General features: G+C 71.5%; 16 protein-coding genes. 12 read left to right on the forward strand and 4 right to left on the reverse strand.

The annotated features are described in order from the left end of the window. The first annotated feature begins 72 nt into the window (after positions 1-72). The gene (locus QSK30_RS23180) at positions 73-756 is read left to right on the forward strand and encodes an arsenate reductase/protein-tyrosine-phosphatase family protein (RefSeq protein WP_285505763.1); all 684 of its coding nucleotides are present in this window, start codon (positions 73-75) and stop codon (positions 754-756) included. A gap of 143 nt (positions 757-899) precedes the next feature. Here the strand turns inward: QSK30_RS23180 and QSK30_RS23185 are convergent, their stop codons facing one another. Beyond that, positions 900-1,034, reverse strand: coding sequence for a hypothetical protein (locus tag QSK30_RS23185; protein WP_285505765.1), 135 nt, complete (start codon positions 1,032-1,034; stop codon positions 900-902). A 77-nt stretch (positions 1,035-1,111) separates the two neighbouring features. On the opposite strand from QSK30_RS23185, the gene QSK30_RS23190 reads away from it, so the two are divergent. Next, a complete protein-coding gene (locus tag QSK30_RS23190) occupies positions 1,112-1,795 on the forward strand; it encodes an aquaporin (RefSeq protein WP_285505767.1) in 684 nt (227 codons plus the stop codon). After that, a complete protein-coding gene (locus QSK30_RS23195) occupies positions 1,792-2,205 on the forward strand; it encodes an arsenate reductase ArsC (RefSeq protein WP_285505769.1) in 414 nt (137 codons plus the stop codon). Before QSK30_RS23190 ends, QSK30_RS23195 begins: the two co-directional genes overlap by 4 nt. Before the next feature lie 408 nt (positions 2,206-2,613). Here the strand turns inward: QSK30_RS23195 and QSK30_RS23205 are convergent, their stop codons facing one another. Then, positions 2,614-2,982, reverse strand: a complete 369-nt coding sequence (locus QSK30_RS23205) for a hypothetical protein (RefSeq protein ID WP_285505770.1) — start codon at positions 2,980-2,982, stop codon at positions 2,614-2,616. A gap of 622 nt (positions 2,983-3,604) precedes the next feature. Between QSK30_RS23205 and QSK30_RS23210 the strand changes: the two genes are divergently transcribed. The 8 genes from QSK30_RS23210 (at position 3,605) to QSK30_RS23245 (ending at position 11,858) form a co-directional block, all read left to right on the forward strand. Continuing rightward, on the forward strand, positions 3,605-4,306 hold the full coding sequence (locus tag QSK30_RS23210) for a class I SAM-dependent methyltransferase (protein WP_285505771.1): 702 nt from the start codon (positions 3,605-3,607) through the stop codon (positions 4,304-4,306). Between the two features lie 59 nt (positions 4,307-4,365). Then, entirely contained in the window at positions 4,366-5,304 is a 939-nt protein-coding gene (locus QSK30_RS23215; RefSeq protein WP_285505772.1) for a GHMP family kinase ATP-binding protein, read from the forward strand. Then, positions 5,304-6,347, forward strand: a complete 1,044-nt coding sequence (locus QSK30_RS23220; protein WP_285505773.1) for a cysteine synthase family protein — start codon at positions 5,304-5,306, stop codon at positions 6,345-6,347. Before QSK30_RS23215 ends, QSK30_RS23220 begins: the two co-directional genes overlap by 1 nt. Further along, a complete protein-coding gene (locus QSK30_RS23225) occupies positions 6,347-7,762 on the forward strand; it encodes a lyase family protein (RefSeq protein WP_285505774.1) in 1,416 nt (471 codons plus the stop codon). The genes QSK30_RS23220 and QSK30_RS23225 overlap by 1 nt, the downstream gene beginning before the upstream one ends. After that, positions 7,759-8,961, forward strand: a complete 1,203-nt coding sequence (locus QSK30_RS23230; RefSeq protein WP_285505775.1) for an ATP-grasp domain-containing protein — start codon at positions 7,759-7,761, stop codon at positions 8,959-8,961. Before QSK30_RS23225 ends, QSK30_RS23230 begins: the two co-directional genes overlap by 4 nt. 9 nt (positions 8,962-8,970) lie before the next feature. After that, complete coding sequence (locus tag QSK30_RS23235) at positions 8,971-9,717, forward strand: alanyl-tRNA editing protein (protein ID WP_285505776.1); 747 nt, start codon at positions 8,971-8,973, stop codon at positions 9,715-9,717. Positions 9,718-9,738: 21 nt separating this feature from the next. Beyond that, positions 9,739-11,535 (forward strand): FAD/NAD(P)-binding protein, encoded by a 1,797-nt coding sequence (locus QSK30_RS23240; protein ID WP_285505777.1) that lies wholly within the window; start codon positions 9,739-9,741, stop codon positions 11,533-11,535. A 140-nt stretch (positions 11,536-11,675) separates the two neighbouring features. Beyond that, the gene (locus QSK30_RS23245; RefSeq protein ID WP_285505778.1) at positions 11,676-11,858 is read left to right on the forward strand and encodes a hypothetical protein; all 183 of its coding nucleotides are present in this window, start codon (positions 11,676-11,678) and stop codon (positions 11,856-11,858) included. 529 nt (positions 11,859-12,387) lie between these two features. Here QSK30_RS23245 and QSK30_RS23250 read toward each other — a convergent pair. Then, complete coding sequence (locus tag QSK30_RS23250) at positions 12,388-12,690, reverse strand: AzlD domain-containing protein (RefSeq protein WP_285505780.1); 303 nt, start codon at positions 12,688-12,690, stop codon at positions 12,388-12,390. Further along, positions 12,690-13,409, reverse strand: a complete 720-nt coding sequence (locus QSK30_RS23255; protein ID WP_285505782.1) for an AzlC family ABC transporter permease — start codon at positions 13,407-13,409, stop codon at positions 12,690-12,692. The genes QSK30_RS23250 and QSK30_RS23255 overlap by 1 nt, the downstream gene beginning before the upstream one ends. Before the next feature lie 193 nt (positions 13,410-13,602). Between QSK30_RS23255 and QSK30_RS23260 the strand changes: the two genes are divergently transcribed. Beyond that, complete coding sequence (locus QSK30_RS23260; protein WP_285505783.1) at positions 13,603-14,340, forward strand: hypothetical protein; 738 nt, start codon at positions 13,603-13,605, stop codon at positions 14,338-14,340. The last annotated feature ends 101 nt before the right edge of the window (positions 14,341-14,441 follow it).

Consider the following 14,441-nt stretch of genomic DNA (forward strand, 5'->3'; position numbering starts at 1 on the left):
CATGATGCCCCTGAGGGGGGAGACAGGCACAGCCGTTGACGACGGACACTTGCCTCAGTCATCATTGACTCAATGAGTACTGACTGGTCTGCCGAGCTAGCGGCCCGCGCCCGGGTGCACGCGGCACTCGGCGAGCCCGCCCGGTTGGCGATCGTCGACCGCCTGCTGCTCGGCGACGCGTCCCCGGGCGAGGTGGGCGCTGAGCTGGGCCTGTCCAGCAACCTGCTGGCCCACCACGTCAAGCAGCTCGAACTCGCGGACCTGGTCACGCGGTCGCGCTCGGAGGGCGACCACCGGCGCACCTACCTCCGATTGCGCACGTCCGCACTGTCAGACCTGATGCCCACAAGAACCCGAAAAGCCCACCGCGTGGTGTTCGTGTGCAGTCACAACTCGGCCCGATCGCAGCTGGCGGCGGCGCTGTGGGCCAAGCGCAGCCCCGTCCCGACGACCTCCGCGGGCACCCGTCCCGCCGAGTCGGTGCACCCGCTCGCGGTGATCACCGCGCGGGCCCACGGGCTGACGCTCACGCACCCCCAGCACGTGGCACGGGTACTGCGTCTGGACGACCTGGTGGTGGCGGTCTGCGACAACGCGCACGAGGAGATGGACCCGACCGACCGCCTGCACTGGTCGGTGCCAGACCCGGCCGCCACCGGCACCGAGACCGCCTTCAACAATGCCTACCTGGACCTGGCCGACCGAGTCGACCGGCTGGCCCCGGCTGTCCGCACCCCGCAGGGGGATGGGCCGTGACCCGCTGGTTGGAACCTGGAACGGATGGCGGCACATCGCCGCGTTCGACGTCGGCCGGACAGGTCTCGGACCAGCAGCCCATGCACCTACCAGGGCGGACCGGGCGCCCGACGGCTCATGGTCCTGGCGCTGATCCCGCTCGCTCAAGCCGCGTAGCCCTGCGGCGAGCCGACGAGCGCGGCGACCCGTTGGCCCACCTCGCCTCGGCGCACGGCAAGCAGGTCGGCGGTGACCACGCCGCCCAGGTTGTCTTGCCACGTGACAGCCCGATCGGCCACCTCCCGCCGCGTCGCCGCGCCCGGATTCTGCCTGCGGTTCGGCTCTGCCCGCTCGCCCGCGCTCGCGGTGGTCGGCCATGACCCGCCAACTGTCCCGGGCCCTGCTCGCCGAGTTCCTCGGCAGCCTCCTGCTCACGGCCCTGGTGATCGGTTCCGGCATCGCCGCCCAACGCCTCTCGCCCGGCGACCGGGGGCTCCAACTGTTGGAGAACGCCGCCGCCACGGCCGCGGGTCTCTACGCCCTGATCCTGGTCTTCGGCCCCGTCAGCGGCGCGCACTTCAACCCGATCGTGTCCTTTGTAGACTCCGCACTCGGCGGCCTGCCCCGACGCCGCGCCCTGGCCTATGCCCCCGTTCAAGTAGCCGGCTGCGTAGTCGGGGCGGTCCTCGCCAACGTCCTGTTCGAAGCCGCCCCGGTCAGCATCAGCACCACCGACCGCGCGAGTTGGGCGCACGGGGTGTCCGAGGTGGTGGCCGCCCTGGGGCTGTTGCTGGTGATCTTCTCGCTACTCCGCACCGACCGCGCCCAACGGGTGCCCGCCGCCGTGGGTGCCTACATCGGCGCTGCCTACTTCTTCACCAGCTCAACGAGTTTCGCCAACCCGGCCATCACCATCGGCCGCGTCTTCAGCGACACCTTCGCCGGGATCGCCCCATCCTCGGTCCCCGCGTTCGTCCTCGCCCAGCTCGCCGCCGGCGCACTCTCCGTGCCCCTGCTGCGTTTCCTCTACCCACCTGTCGCAAGCACGGAGGACCCATGACATCGGTGCTGTTCGTGTGCGTGCACAACGCCGGCCGCTCACAGATGGCCGCGGGCTGGCTGCGCCACCTGGCAGGCGACCGGGTGGAGGTCCACTCCGCCGGTTCCGCCCCAGCCGACCAGGTGAACCCGGCGGTCATCGAGGCCATGCGCGAGGTCGGAGTCGACCTCACCACCGAGACCCCGAAGCTCCTCACCCACACCGCGCTCACCGAGTCCGACGTCTGCGTCACCATGGGCTGCGGTGACGCCTGCCCGGTCTTCCCCGGAAAGCGCTACCTGGACTGGGAGCTGGACGACCCCGCCGGACAGGACCTGGCCGCGGTCCGCCGGATCCGCGACCGGATCAGGTCCCTCGTCGAGGCACTGCTGGCCGATCTGGACGCCGGGCCACGCTCGGCGTCGACCTAGACTGCTCACGTGCCGCCCGGCCCGACAACACTCCTGACGACATCGCGTTCCCTGCGCTGAAGCCCACCGACTGGGCCGTCGTCCGGCGTGTCTACGCCGAAGGCCTAGCTACCTTCGAGACCGCCGTTCCCAGCCGTGGACGCTCCAGACGTCGATCTTCGTCGAGAACCGCGCCAGCCTGGCCCTGCACCACACCGCGGGCACCGGACCGTTGGCGTCCTCAAGCACCCTGTGCACGGGCGGAACCGGCACGCGTCCCCACAAGCGCTGCAGCGCGGTGTACTCGCGGCGCCTGCGCTGGTGCGTCAGGGCCCGCGTAGTCCTTTTCCACGACCACCCCGTCACCGGTGGTACCCGTGTCGCAGTGGTCGCGTGGGTGGATCTTCGCGTACCGGTCCCGCCGGGCGACTACTTGGTGACGAGCAGGTCCCAGCCCGCGATGCCCGGGCGGCACTTGTACGAGGTCCAGGCGCCCGCCGCGATGCCTGCGTCGCCCGCGGCCTTGCACTTGGCCAGGGTCGGGAAGGTGGCGATGTAGGCGTCGGTGAAGGTGCCGTAGGTCGGGTCCGCGCTGAGGCTGTAGCCCGCGATCCCGCTCTGGCACGAGTAGGTCACGAACACCGCCCCGCTGACGCCGTTGGTGCCCGCCGAGGTGCACTCGGCGGAGGTGGGCAGGTTGAACAGGTACACCGACGGGATCGCCTGCGCGGGCGTGCCCAGGCCAAGTGCCGCGACCCCCGCGATGGTGACCGCGGCGATACGGGAAAGGACCGACATGATTATCTCCAGTCGTCAATGAGGTCTTCGCTGACGTCATGCTGGAACAACGGGAGTCATGTTATCCGGGGCGCACAGACCCAAATGGAATCTTTGGTGGTCGGTGCCATTCACGTACAGCGACATTGACCCGAATTGGCTAATGCGACCCGGGTGATATCGGTGCACCTCATCCGCCGCGGCTCGGTGCGCGGCGCTCGTCGTCCTGGGGTGAATGGCCCATTCCGGTCGGTCACGCTGGGTGACTGAACGTGGCGCTCACCACTCGATCTAGCGGACTTCGGCCATGGTCGGCCCGAAGTCGCTCCGGCCGGCCGTCGAACGCGGCCCTGACCAGCCGGTCCGGTTCGGCGCTATTGGTGGCCGAAATCCGCGACAACCATCGTTCGCCTGGGTGATCTCGATCGCCGAAATGGTCGCCTAACAGCCGTCGTCTCTGAATGTGGGAGCTGGTGGATCGGTTGGGGGATGGGGATCCCTGGGATGGAGTATTGAGCGGGAAGGCGACGGCGTGCTTAGATCGTTTAGTCGACTTCGAGCCTTGCGACCTGGCTGCCATCCGCCCAAGGACCGGTTTATTCGGGGCGCACTGACAATAACGGGGGAAATTGTGGTAACGCCGATGTCGGCACGGGACGAATCCGCTATCCCGCTCTGGAACGACGCCTACGACACCTCCAGCCTGGCCGGTGGCGCCAACCTCTGGGGCGACCCGCCGGTGCCCTACGCGCAGGTCGCGGCCGAGCTGTTCGCCGAGCGCGGCGCCGCCGTGGTGCTCGACCTGCCCTGCGGCGACGGCCGCAACCTGCCCCCGCTGGCCGCGGGCGGCTCGGTGCTGCTGGCCGGTGACACCTCGGTCAACGGCATGGCCATCGCCGAGGCCGTGGTCGACCGGGCGGGCGTGCGCGCGAAGACCGTTTTCCTGCGGCTCAACGCTTTCGACACCGGTCTGCTGGACAACTCGGTCGACGGCATCTTCTGCTGGGACCTGCTCGGCCACCTCACCGTCCCCGAGGACGCGCTGCGCGAGTTCTGGCGGATCCTGCGCCCGGGCGGCGCCCTGGTGGCGAACATGTGGACCATGAACGACTGCCAGGTCACCGACCCGAACATCCGCGAGGTCGAGCCGAAGATCTACATCGACCACTTCGACTTCTACTGCCGCTTCTACGAGCGCCCGGATCTCGACGCGTTGCTGGAATCGGTCGGAATGGTCGCGGAGAATGTGGAGACGCAGCGCTGGTGGGAGCCGCCGCACTCCGGTTACCGCGATTACGAGCACGAGCACGAGAGCCTCATCTTCACCATTCGCAAGAACGCCTGACCAAGACGCGGCGCGCGGGCAGGCCTGCGGTGGACCAGCTTGGGGGAGCATTGATCTCGATGACACAGGGGCGCCGGGGTCCCGGCGCGCCGCGGGTCGGCATCGGCACCGCGCACGGCCACCACGGCGAGCTGGTGCAGGGCGCGTTCAGCAGACCGGGCGGGGCGCTGGTCCGCGCCCTGCTCACCCTGCCGCACCGCGGGATCGGCAGCCGGGTGGTCTTCCACCCCGAGCCCGGTGCCGCGCTCGTGCTGCCCGGTCCGGGCTACGAGAAGGTCGGCCGGGCGGTCGAGCTGACCCTGCGGGCGCTGTTCGACGAGCCGCCCGGCGGCCGGGTCGAGGTCACCGGCGACGTCCCGCGCGGGGTCGGCATGGGCTCGTCCACCAGCGACGTCACCGCCGCGATCCGGGCGGTGGCCGACAGCCGCGGCGCGCCGCTGCCCGACGACGAGGTGGCCCGGCTGGCCGCGCTCGCCGAGGGCGCCTGCGACTCGATCATGGTGGCCGACCGGGTGGTGCTCTTCGCCCAGCGCGAGGGCGCCGTCGTGGAGACCCTCGCGCCGCGGCTGCCGCCGATGGTCGTGGTCGGCTGCGACACCGACCCCGGTGTCTCGGTCGACACCCTGGCGCACGAGCAGCCGCGCTACGGCAGCACCGAGCTGGCCACCTTCGGCGTGCTGCGCAGTGCCCTGCGCCGCTCGCTGACCACCGGTGACGTCGGCCTGCTCGGCCGCGCCGCCAGCGCCAGCGCCCGGATCAACCAGCGCTTCCTGCCCAAGCAGCCGTTGGACTTCCTGCTCGCGCTGGCCGAGGAGGAGGGGGCCTGCGGGGTCCAGGTGGCGCACAGCGGCACGGTCGCCGGGGTGATCTTCGACCCGGCCCGGCCGGACACCGCGCACGGGGTCTACCGCGCGGTCGACCGGATCGGCGCGGCGGGCCTGCCGGTCACCAGCGTGCTGGGCGAGTCGCTGGTGCGCGACGTGCCGGTGGGCGCGTGATGCCCGCTCGGCCCTACGGCGAGGCGACCGAGGCCTACCGGATCCCCAAGCTGATCCGCCTGGCGCCCAACCTCTACGGGGTCTGCTTCACCCTGATGAAGATGATCCCGGCGCGGCACATCCTGCGCCGGGCCGAGGCCGACGGGCTGCTGGAGCCGGAGACGGTGGTCGTGGAGACCACCTCCGGCACCTTCGGCCTGGCGCTGGCGATGCAGACCGCGCAGGCGGGCAGGCGGCTCATCCTGGTCAGCGACCCGGCCGTGGACGAGCGGCTGCTGCGCAGGCTCACCGACCTCGGCGCGGTCGTCGAGCGGGTGGCCGCCAAGGCCGCGGTCGGCGGCTACCAGGCCGCCCGGCTGACCCGGCTGGCCGAGATCCGCCGCGAGCTGCCCTCGACGTTCTGCCCGGAGCAGTACAGCAACCCGGACAACCCGCGCTCGTACGCGCTGGTGGCCGAGCTGCTGGTGGAGGCGCTGGGCCAGGTCGACTGCGTGGTCGGGCCGGTCGGCTCCGGCGGCTCGCTGTGCGGCACCACCCGGTTCCTGCGCTCGGTGCTGCCCGACTGCCACGCGATCGGTGTCGACTCGCACGACAGTGTCCTCTTCGGACACCCGGACGGTCCAAGGGCGCTGCGCGGCCTGGGGAACAGCCTGATGCCCCCGAACCTCGACCACACCGTCCTGGACAGCGTGCACTGGTGCACCGCCGACGAGGCGTTCCTCGCCACCCGGCAACTGCACCAGCGGCACGCCCTGTTCATGGGGCCGACCTCGGGCGCGGCGTACCTGTCCGCGCGCTGGTGGGCGCGCGAACACCCCGACGCCCTCACCGTGGTCCTGCTACCTGACGAGGGATACCGCTACCTAGACACGGTCTACGACGACGCCTGGCTCGCGGCAGAGGGCCACGTCCGCGCCGAGCTGCCGGACGCGCCGACACCGGTCGCCGACGCGACCGTCCCCGGCACCGTGTGGTCGGCGTTCGACTGGGGCAGGCGCACCTACGCCGACGCCGTGGCCGGCGTCGGCCTGGCGGTGCGCTGATGGCCGCGCTGAGCGGGCTCGGCCCGCGCACCCGGCGGGTCGTCTACGGCGCGCTGCCCCCCGAGGAGGTCGCCGCCGAGCTGGCCTTCACCGCCCGCGTCGACCGTGCGCACCTGGTCATGCTCGTCGAGCGCGGCCTGGTCGACCCCGACGCCGCCCGCGCCCTGCTCAAGCTGATCACCGAGCTGACCGAGACCGAGTTCGCCGCGCTCGCCGGGCGACCGGCTCCCCGTGGCGTGTACCTGATGTACGAGGGCTACCTCATCGAGCGGCTCGGTGCCGACGTCGGCGGGGTCCTGCACACCGGCCGCTCCCGCAACGACCTCAAGGCCACCACCACTGCCCTCGACCTGCGCGCCTGGTCGCTCGACTTCGTCGAGCAGGTCGCCCGGTTGCAGGGGGTGCTGCTCTCCCGGGCCCGCGCCCACCGCGCGGTGGTGATGCCGGTGCACACGCACTTCCAGGCCGCGATGCCGATCACCTACGGCTACTACCTGCTGGGCGTCGCGCACGCCGTCGGCCGCGAGCTGCGCTCCTTCCGCGCCGCGGTGTCCGAATTGGACACTTGCCCGCTGGGAGCCGCCGCCGTGGCCGGAACCGACCTGCCCATCGACCCGGCCCGCACCGCCGCCCTGCTGGGCTTCTCCGGTACCACGTCGCACGCACTGGACTCGTTGGCCAGCCGGGACACCCCGCTGCGCCTGCTGGCCGCGGCCGCGAGCCTGGCGGTGGTGCTCAGCCGCGCGGCAACCGACCTGCAACTGTGGAGCAGCGCGGAGTTCGGGTTCGTCACCTTCCCCGACCGCTTGGTGGGCGGCAGTTCGGCCATGCCGCAGAAGCGCAACGCGTTCCTGCTCGAGCACGTGCGGGCCAAGGCGGGCCGTGCGATCGGGTCGTGGGCGGGTGCCGCCGCCACGGTGAAGTCCGCGCCGTTCACCAACTCCATCGAGGTCGGCACCGAGTCGGTGGCCGAGATCCGGGCGGGCTTGGCGGCCACGGCCGAGTCCGTCGCGCTCTGCCAGGTGCTGCTCGCCGGCGCTGTCCCGGTCCCCGGTCGGATGGCCGAGCGGGTCGCCACCGGTTTCACCGCGGCCACCTCGATCGCCAACCGGCTCGTCCGCTCGGGCACGGCTTTCCGCACCGCGCACGAGGTCGTCGGCGACGCCGTCCGCGCGGCGGTCGCCTCGGGCTCGAGCGAACTGCCCGGTCTCGACGAGGGCCGCACACCCGCCGAACTGGTCGAGGCCCAGCGCTACGGTGGCGGCCCGGGGGCGTTCGACCTCCCGTTCGACCAAGCTCTCGCCGACTGGTCCGCCCACCGCGAGTGGTGCCGCGCGAAGCACAGTGCCCTCGACGACGCAGCGTCGGCCCTCGACGAGGCCACCCGCACCGCTGCCCTGGCGGCCGGGTCGTGAGCACAGAGGTGTTGGTACTGCTGGAAAGCAACACCACCGGTACCGGAAGGCTTTTCTGCGCCTCAGCCCGCGCGCGCGGTCTTCGGCCGGTTGTGCTGACCCGCGATCCCGCGCGATACCCCTATCTCGCCGAAGACGACATCGACCACGTCGTGGTCGACACCAACGACGCTGTCGCCGTGCGGGCCGCGCTGCCCGACCACGTCCGGGGTGTCACCAGCAGTTCGGAGCTGTTCATCGGCCCAGCGGCGAGCATCGCGCGGGAACTCGGCCTGCCCCACCCCGACCCGGAGGCCGTCGCGCTGGCCCGGGACAAGGCGGCGATGCGCGCCGCCCTGCGGTCCGCCGGTTTGCCGGGGCCGGGATTCGCGCAGGCCGACTCGGTGGACGCGGCCGTGCGGGTGGCGGCGGACATCGGCTTCCCGGTGGTGGTGAAGCCCGTGCACGGAACGGGATCCGCGGGCGTCCGGTTGTGCACCGACCAGATCGAGGTCAAGGCGGCCGCGGCCGAGCTGGACCCGCGGCCCGTGCTGGTCGAGTCCTACTTGGATGGTCCGGAGTACTCGGTGGAGACCTTCGACGGCGCGCCGGTCGTCGTGGTCGCCAAGCACCTCGGACCGCGGCCGCACTTCGTCGAGACCGGCCACGACCTGCCCGCGCCAGTGCCCGCGGCGACCCGGTCCGCCCTGGGCCGGGCGGCGGCCGAGGCGCTCTCCGCACTCGGGTTGCGTTGGGGTGCGGCACATGTAGAGCTGCGTGACACCGCGGCCGGCCCGCGCGTCGTGGAGGTGAACCCCCGGCTGGCGGGCGGGATGATCCCGGCCGCGATCTCCGGTGCGCTGGGCATCGACCTGGTGGACGCCGTCGTGGCGCGCGCGCTCGGCGAGCCGGTCGACCTCACCCCCCGGCGCGCGCTGTCCGCCGCCATCCGGTTCGTCCTGACCCCCGGACCCGGCACGGTCACCGCCGTCGACGGTGTCGAGGAGGCCGAGGGCGTCCCCGGCGTCGAGCGGGTCGGCGTGCTGGCCCAACCGGGCACCGAGGTGCGCGTGCGGAACTCGTTCCAGGACCGGCTCGGCTATGTCGTGGCCGTCGGCGCCGACCCGACCGAGGCCCGCGCGACCGCCGACGGCGCGGCGGGCCTGCTGCGCTGGCGGCTGACCGGGCCTTGGGGGTTCGCCGGGAATGGGGCGCAGTAGGGTGGGCGAATGGGAATCACACATCACGGTCGCACATATCGCCTCGACTGGGCGGATTCCACCATTCGGGAATGGGAGTGCACGGTCCTCTGGTCGGACCCGGCGGATCCGGAAGCGGGCGTCGTGCTCGACCGGTCGGCTTTCTACCCCGGTGGCGGCGGCCAGCCGCCCGACCACGGCGTGTTGCTGTGGCAGGGAGTCACCACTCGAATTGTGGGCACCCGAAAGGCTGACGACCACTTTCTCCTGCCCGCCCCCGGCGACCCGGTCCCGCCGGTCGGCACCGTGGTCCAGGGCGCGCTGGACGACGACCGCCGGTCCAGCCTCATGCGCACCCACTCCGGGCTGCACGTGTTGTGCGGCACCGTCTTCCGCGACTTCGGCGCCTCGGTCACCGGCGGCAACATGGAGCCGGGGGAGGCCCGGATGGACTTCAACCTGCCCACCGTCCCGCCGAACTTCAAGCAGATCCTCGAGGAGGCGGTGAATGCCGAGATCGAACGCGACCGCGCGATCGACGTCCGTTTCGTGGCGCGGGAGCAGGTGCTCACCGACCCCGAGCTGATTCGCACGCAGAATGTCGCCCCGCCCGGCGACGACCCCGAATTGCGCGTCGTCGACATCGTCGGCCTCGACGTCCAGGCCGACGGCGGCACGCACGTGGCCTCCACCAAGCAGATCGGCAGGCTGCAGATCACGAAGGTGGACAACAAGGGCAAGCAGAACCGCAGGGTCCGGGTACGAATCGTGGACTGACACGGCAGGTGTGGGAGCGGCATGGCGAACGAGCTTTCGGTACTGATCATCGGACTCGGCACGCGCGGGCTGGGCGTCCTGGAACGCCTGCTCGCCATCGCCGCCGCGCACCCCGCCCCGGTCCGGGTGCAGGTCGTCGACCCGACCTGCGACGGCACCGGCCTGCACACCCCGGCCCAGCCGGACTACCTGCTGCTCAACACCGTCTGCGGCCAGGTCACCATGTTCCCCGACCGGGCGATGATCGGCGCGGGCCCGGAGCGTCGGGGCCCGAGCCTCTACGAGTGGGCCACCGGCCGGGACCTGCGCGTTGGCGCCGACGGCTGGACCGTCGGCGAGGTCGGCAGGCCGATCCGACCCACCGACTTCCTGCCGCGCCGCGTACTCGGCGAGTACTTGCGCTGGTTCCTCGGCGAACTGGTCCGGTCCGCGCCCGCCAACGTGCGCGTCACCTTCCACCGCGCGCAGGTCGTGGAGCTGGTCGACCACCTGGGACCCGGCTTGGCCTTCCGGCTCTCCGATGACACCGTCGCATCGGTCGACTCGGTGTTCCTCACCACCGGGCACACCCCGAACACCCGCCCGGCGGCACCCGGCCGCGTGATCGATGCCCTCTACCCGCTGCCCGCGACCCTCGACCGCGTCGAGCCCGGCCAATCCGTCGCGATCGGCGGGATGGGCCTCTCGGCGATGGACGCGCTGGCTGCGCTCACCGTCGGCCGCGGCGGCACGTTCGCGGGCGACCGGCGCTACCGGCCCAGTGGGCGCGAACCGTCCGTGCTGATGTTCTGCACGTCGGGCGTGCCGTTCCGGGCCCGACCGTTGGTCAACCGACCACTGCCCGGCTACGTCCCGGTCGCCCTCACCGAACCGACCATCGACCGACTGCGGCACGAACGCGGCCCACTCGACTTCGACACCGACCTGCTTCCGTTGGTACTAGCCGAAATGCGCGCCGCCTACCACCGGCGCCGGGCGACGATGGCGGGCGAGCCCGACCCCTTCGCCAACGTGCGCACGCCAGGCGAGGTCGAGGTCCTGCTCAACGCACTGGACACCGCACACGGCGGATTCGACGCCTACGCCGCGTGGACCGGCAGCGAGGGCATGGCGTTAACTTCAGGACAGTCCTATCAGGACTGGGCGGTGGACTTCATCCGAGCGGACCTGGCCGAGGGCGTGCTGGGATTCGAGGGCAGCCCGGTAAAAGCGGGCATCGACATCCTGCGCGACCTGCGCGACACGATCCGCTACGCGGTCGACTTCGGCGGCCTGACAGCGGATTCCCTGCGGTCGTTCCTCGCCGTGGCAGTGCCGAGGATGAACCGCGCGGTCGTGGGGCCGCAGCACGACCGACACCGCGACCTGTTGGCGCTGGTGGAGGCGGGCGTGGTGTCCCTGGCGGCTGGCCCAGCACCCGAGGTGACGTGGCTGCCGACGGACCGCTGGCGGATCAGCTCGACCCGGTTGGCCGTCCCGTTCGAGCGGGACGTGGACTGGCTCTGCCGCGCCCATGTGCCGTACCCGGCGGTGGGGTCGTCGGCCAGCCCACTGCTGGTGTCCCTCCGCGAGGCCGGGCTGCTGCGGTCGGTGCCGGGGGCCACCGGGGTCGCGGTCGACCGCGACCAGCACCCAATACGAACCGATGGCGCGACAGAACGGCGCATCCGAGTGCTAGGCCCGCTGTGCGAGGGCAGCACGTTCTACAACCACCTGGTCCCCTCACCGGGCGCCTTCTCCCGTCCACCCGCCGACGCCCAGCGCTGCGTCGCAGCGCTGTTCGGCGCCGACGTCGTCGCCGCCGGACGCGCTTCTTAGGCTCCCGCGCAACGAGAACACGTTCGGGTGTCAGGGCGGTGTTGATGTTGCGGCGGGCGCGGGGTTTGGTGAGGCTGGTCCCGCCAATCCCAAGTAGACAGATCCGCGCGCCGCGCCGGCGCGCGGGCGGAAGGACTCCCATGAACAAGGCTCGTCTGGTCAGGGCGCTCGTGCTGGCCCCGCTGCTCGCCCTGCCGGTCCTGACCGCGACCGCCGCCACCGGCACCGCGGTTGCCGGTGACGTCCCGGTGTCCGTGGGCACCGGTGACAACGACATCTACCTCGACGTCGACGTCAACCTCGGTCGCATCGCGATCAACTAGGGCCCGTGTCGAAGTCGGCCAGAGCCATTCGTCGATCGCGGTGATGTGGACGGTGGTCTCGTGGCGGACGGCGAGCCTGTCATCTCGCGCAGCCACAGCGCGGTGGCGTTGGAACCGGTTGGCGCCGCACTCCACCGCAGGACGCCGCTTGTAGACCCAGGGGTCGGAGGCCGGTGGCCGCCCGTCCTTCGACCCCTTTGGCCTTGCGGTGCGCACCCGATCAGGACGAGTGCGCGGCCGTCAGGACCGGAGCGGACCGCGGGCTGTCGCCGCGCCTCCCGGCGGTCAGCACGAGCGACAACGGCCTCTGCCCCTGCTCACACCCCGGATGCAGCTTGGTCGACGAACCAACCACCGGAGACCTCACCCATCTCAGCCACCGACACACCCCACACCGTCACAGCCCAGTCTGCCCGAACCGGCTCCGCAAAGGCCCTGGCGGCGGCCACGACCGGCACCGCGGTCGCCGGTGGCACCTTCGCCCACCGGTTCGGTGGCGGCATCCGGACCGCGGTCCGCCGGTCCGGGCTCAGCCCATCATCAGCCGCAGCCCCGCGGTGACGGCGGCAGCCAGTGCCACCACCGCCAAGAACGGCAGTCGCAGCAGGATCGCACCCAAGGCCACAGCGAGCCCCACCGTCCGAGTGTCCACCGTCAAACTATCCTTGTCCCCGAAGGTCTGGATCGCCACCAGCGCCGCGAGCAGCGCCACCGGCAGCAGCGCCGACATCCGCCGCACCTTCGGGTTCTCCAGCCAGGTCTTCGGCACCGACAGCCCCGCCAGCTTGAGCGCGTAGCAGCCGAGTGAGCCGAGCAGGATCGCGGTCCACATCAGGCCGACACCTCTTGGCGCTCAACGGGTTCCCGCAGTAACAACCCCAGCAGCAGCGCGGGGATCGCGGCGACCAGCACCGGCACCCCCGCTGGCAGCAGCGGCACCGCCGCCAGTGCGACGCCCACGGCCGCCAGGGCGGCGATCCACGGTTCCCGCGAGTTCATCCGCGGCGCGAGCAGCGCCAGGAACGCCGCGGGCGCGGCCACGTCCAGCCCGAGCACCGCCGGGTCCGGCAGCGACTTCGTGGCCAGCGCGCCGATCAGCGTCGCGATGTTCCACAGCACGAACACCGAGATCCCGGTCGCGTAGAAGCCCAGCCGCGCCTCGCCGGTCGACTTGCGGCCCATGGACATCGCGGCGCTCTCGTCGAGCACAAGGTGCGCCGCCAGCAGCTTGCGCAGCCCCTTGACCTCCAGCAACGGCGACAGGTGCAGCCCGTACAAACCGTTGCGCGCGCCCAACATCGTCGCCGTGGCCGCGCCCGCCAGCGGCGACGCGCCCGCGCCCGCCACACCGATGATCGCGAACTGCGACGCCCCCGAGAACATCAGCAGCGACAATGCGCAGGCCTGCGCCACGGAGAAGCCCGCGACCACCGCCAACGCCCCGAAGGAAAGCCCCAGGGCGCCTACCGCCAGCCCAACCCCCAGTGAATCTCGAACAATGGTTTTCTTGTCAGTCGGCCGTTCCAAGACGGCACTGTTGTTCCCCGCCACGCAATCCACGGTACCAGTCGGTGAATCCCGACCGTCCGGAGAATCGATCACTACTGAATCGCACACCTATTTTCCCGAGTTTTCGACGCAGAATACTGAATCGCCCACGTCGGCCACGACACCGTGGTAAACGCCTGCGGAGTAGGTGGAATTACTCATGCGGGACGCACCGGCGGCCGGCTAGGCTGACCGGGTGAACCGATCACCGCTGGTGGGGGCCTTGGTGCTGGCGTTGGCGCTCGCGGGCTGCGCCGAGGGCACCAGCCAGACCGACCGCGAGGCCGACACCATCGCCCTCGCCGTCAGCTACCCGCGCCAGTCCTCGGCGGCGGGGTTCGCCCGGGCGGTGCTCGGGTCCCCGCCCGCGCCGTCGTCGGAGCGCGCGATCCTGGAGATGCGCGAGCTGGACGCCCGGGCACCGCAGGACCCGTTGGCGCACCTGGTGTTCCGGATCCACCACGACGGCGTCGAGTCCGGTTGGAGCAAGACCGACCCGGTCACGGCCTGCTACGCGGCGGACTTCAACTACTACGGCGCCATCGGCGAGCCGAAGCGGGTCGACTGCCCGGAGAACGCCGTCCCGATCATCCCGCCGGAGTACCCCGCGTGGTCGAGGCCGGAGGTCTTCGACCGCGCGCTCGACACCGTGCTGCGCACCCTTCCCGTCCCCGCCGACCAGCGGGCCGTGATCGCGATGCTGAGCCGGGCCGACCTCATCGAACCGCAGGCCGACACCGACAACCCGGTGCCGCGCGACCCGGCGGTGGACGTCGTAGCTACCCCGGACGAGGTCGGCGTGTCCTTCCACGGCGCGGACGGCACGTGCTTGCTGGGTTCCCGGCTGCGCACCGACATCCGCACCTGGCGACCCGCCGCCACCGTGCCGTGTACCGCGCAGGCGGCCGCCCAACGCCAGGGCGTCACGCCCTGATTCGACCCCTTTGTCGGGTATTCCCGCAGGTCAGGCCCGGGTCAACGGGTTGTCAGCCCGCCCGCTCACGCTTGCGCCACCAGTGTGTCGGCAGGTGGCGG

This window comes from Actinokineospora sp. NBRC 105648 (assembly GCF_030269645.1).
Taxonomy (GTDB): Bacteria; Actinomycetota; Actinomycetes; order Mycobacteriales; family Pseudonocardiaceae; genus Actinokineospora.

Excerpts from the sequence above, each read along its gene's own strand:
- QSK30_RS23190 (WP_285505767.1), top strand. The coding sequence starts at position 1,112 with ATGACCCGCCAACTGTCCCGGGCCCTGCTCGCCGAGTTCCTCGGCAGC.
- QSK30_RS23210 (WP_285505771.1), top strand. The coding sequence starts at position 3,605 with ATGTCGGCACGGGACGAATCCGCTATCCCGCTCTGGAACGACGCCTAC.
- QSK30_RS23220 (WP_285505773.1), top strand. The coding sequence starts at position 5,304 with ATGCCCGCTCGGCCCTACGGCGAGGCGACCGAGGCCTACCGGATCCCC.
- QSK30_RS23205 (WP_285505770.1), bottom strand. The coding sequence starts at position 2,982 with ATGTCGGTCCTTTCCCGTATCGCCGCGGTCACCATCGCGGGGGTCGCG.
- QSK30_RS23245 (WP_285505778.1), top strand. The coding sequence starts at position 11,676 with ATGAACAAGGCTCGTCTGGTCAGGGCGCTCGTGCTGGCCCCGCTGCTC.
- QSK30_RS23235 (WP_285505776.1), top strand. The coding sequence starts at position 8,971 with ATGGGAATCACACATCACGGTCGCACATATCGCCTCGACTGGGCGGAT.
- QSK30_RS23195 (WP_285505769.1), top strand. The coding sequence starts at position 1,792 with ATGACATCGGTGCTGTTCGTGTGCGTGCACAACGCCGGCCGCTCACAG.
- QSK30_RS23215 (WP_285505772.1), top strand. The coding sequence starts at position 4,366 with ATGACACAGGGGCGCCGGGGTCCCGGCGCGCCGCGGGTCGGCATCGGC.
- QSK30_RS23180 (WP_285505763.1), top strand. The coding sequence starts at position 73 with ATGAGTACTGACTGGTCTGCCGAGCTAGCGGCCCGCGCCCGGGTGCAC.
- QSK30_RS23225 (WP_285505774.1), top strand. The coding sequence starts at position 6,347 with ATGGCCGCGCTGAGCGGGCTCGGCCCGCGCACCCGGCGGGTCGTCTAC.
- QSK30_RS23250 (WP_285505780.1), bottom strand. The coding sequence starts at position 12,690 with ATGTGGACCGCGATCCTGCTCGGCTCACTCGGCTGCTACGCGCTCAAG.
- QSK30_RS23240 (WP_285505777.1), top strand. The coding sequence starts at position 9,739 with ATGGCGAACGAGCTTTCGGTACTGATCATCGGACTCGGCACGCGCGGG.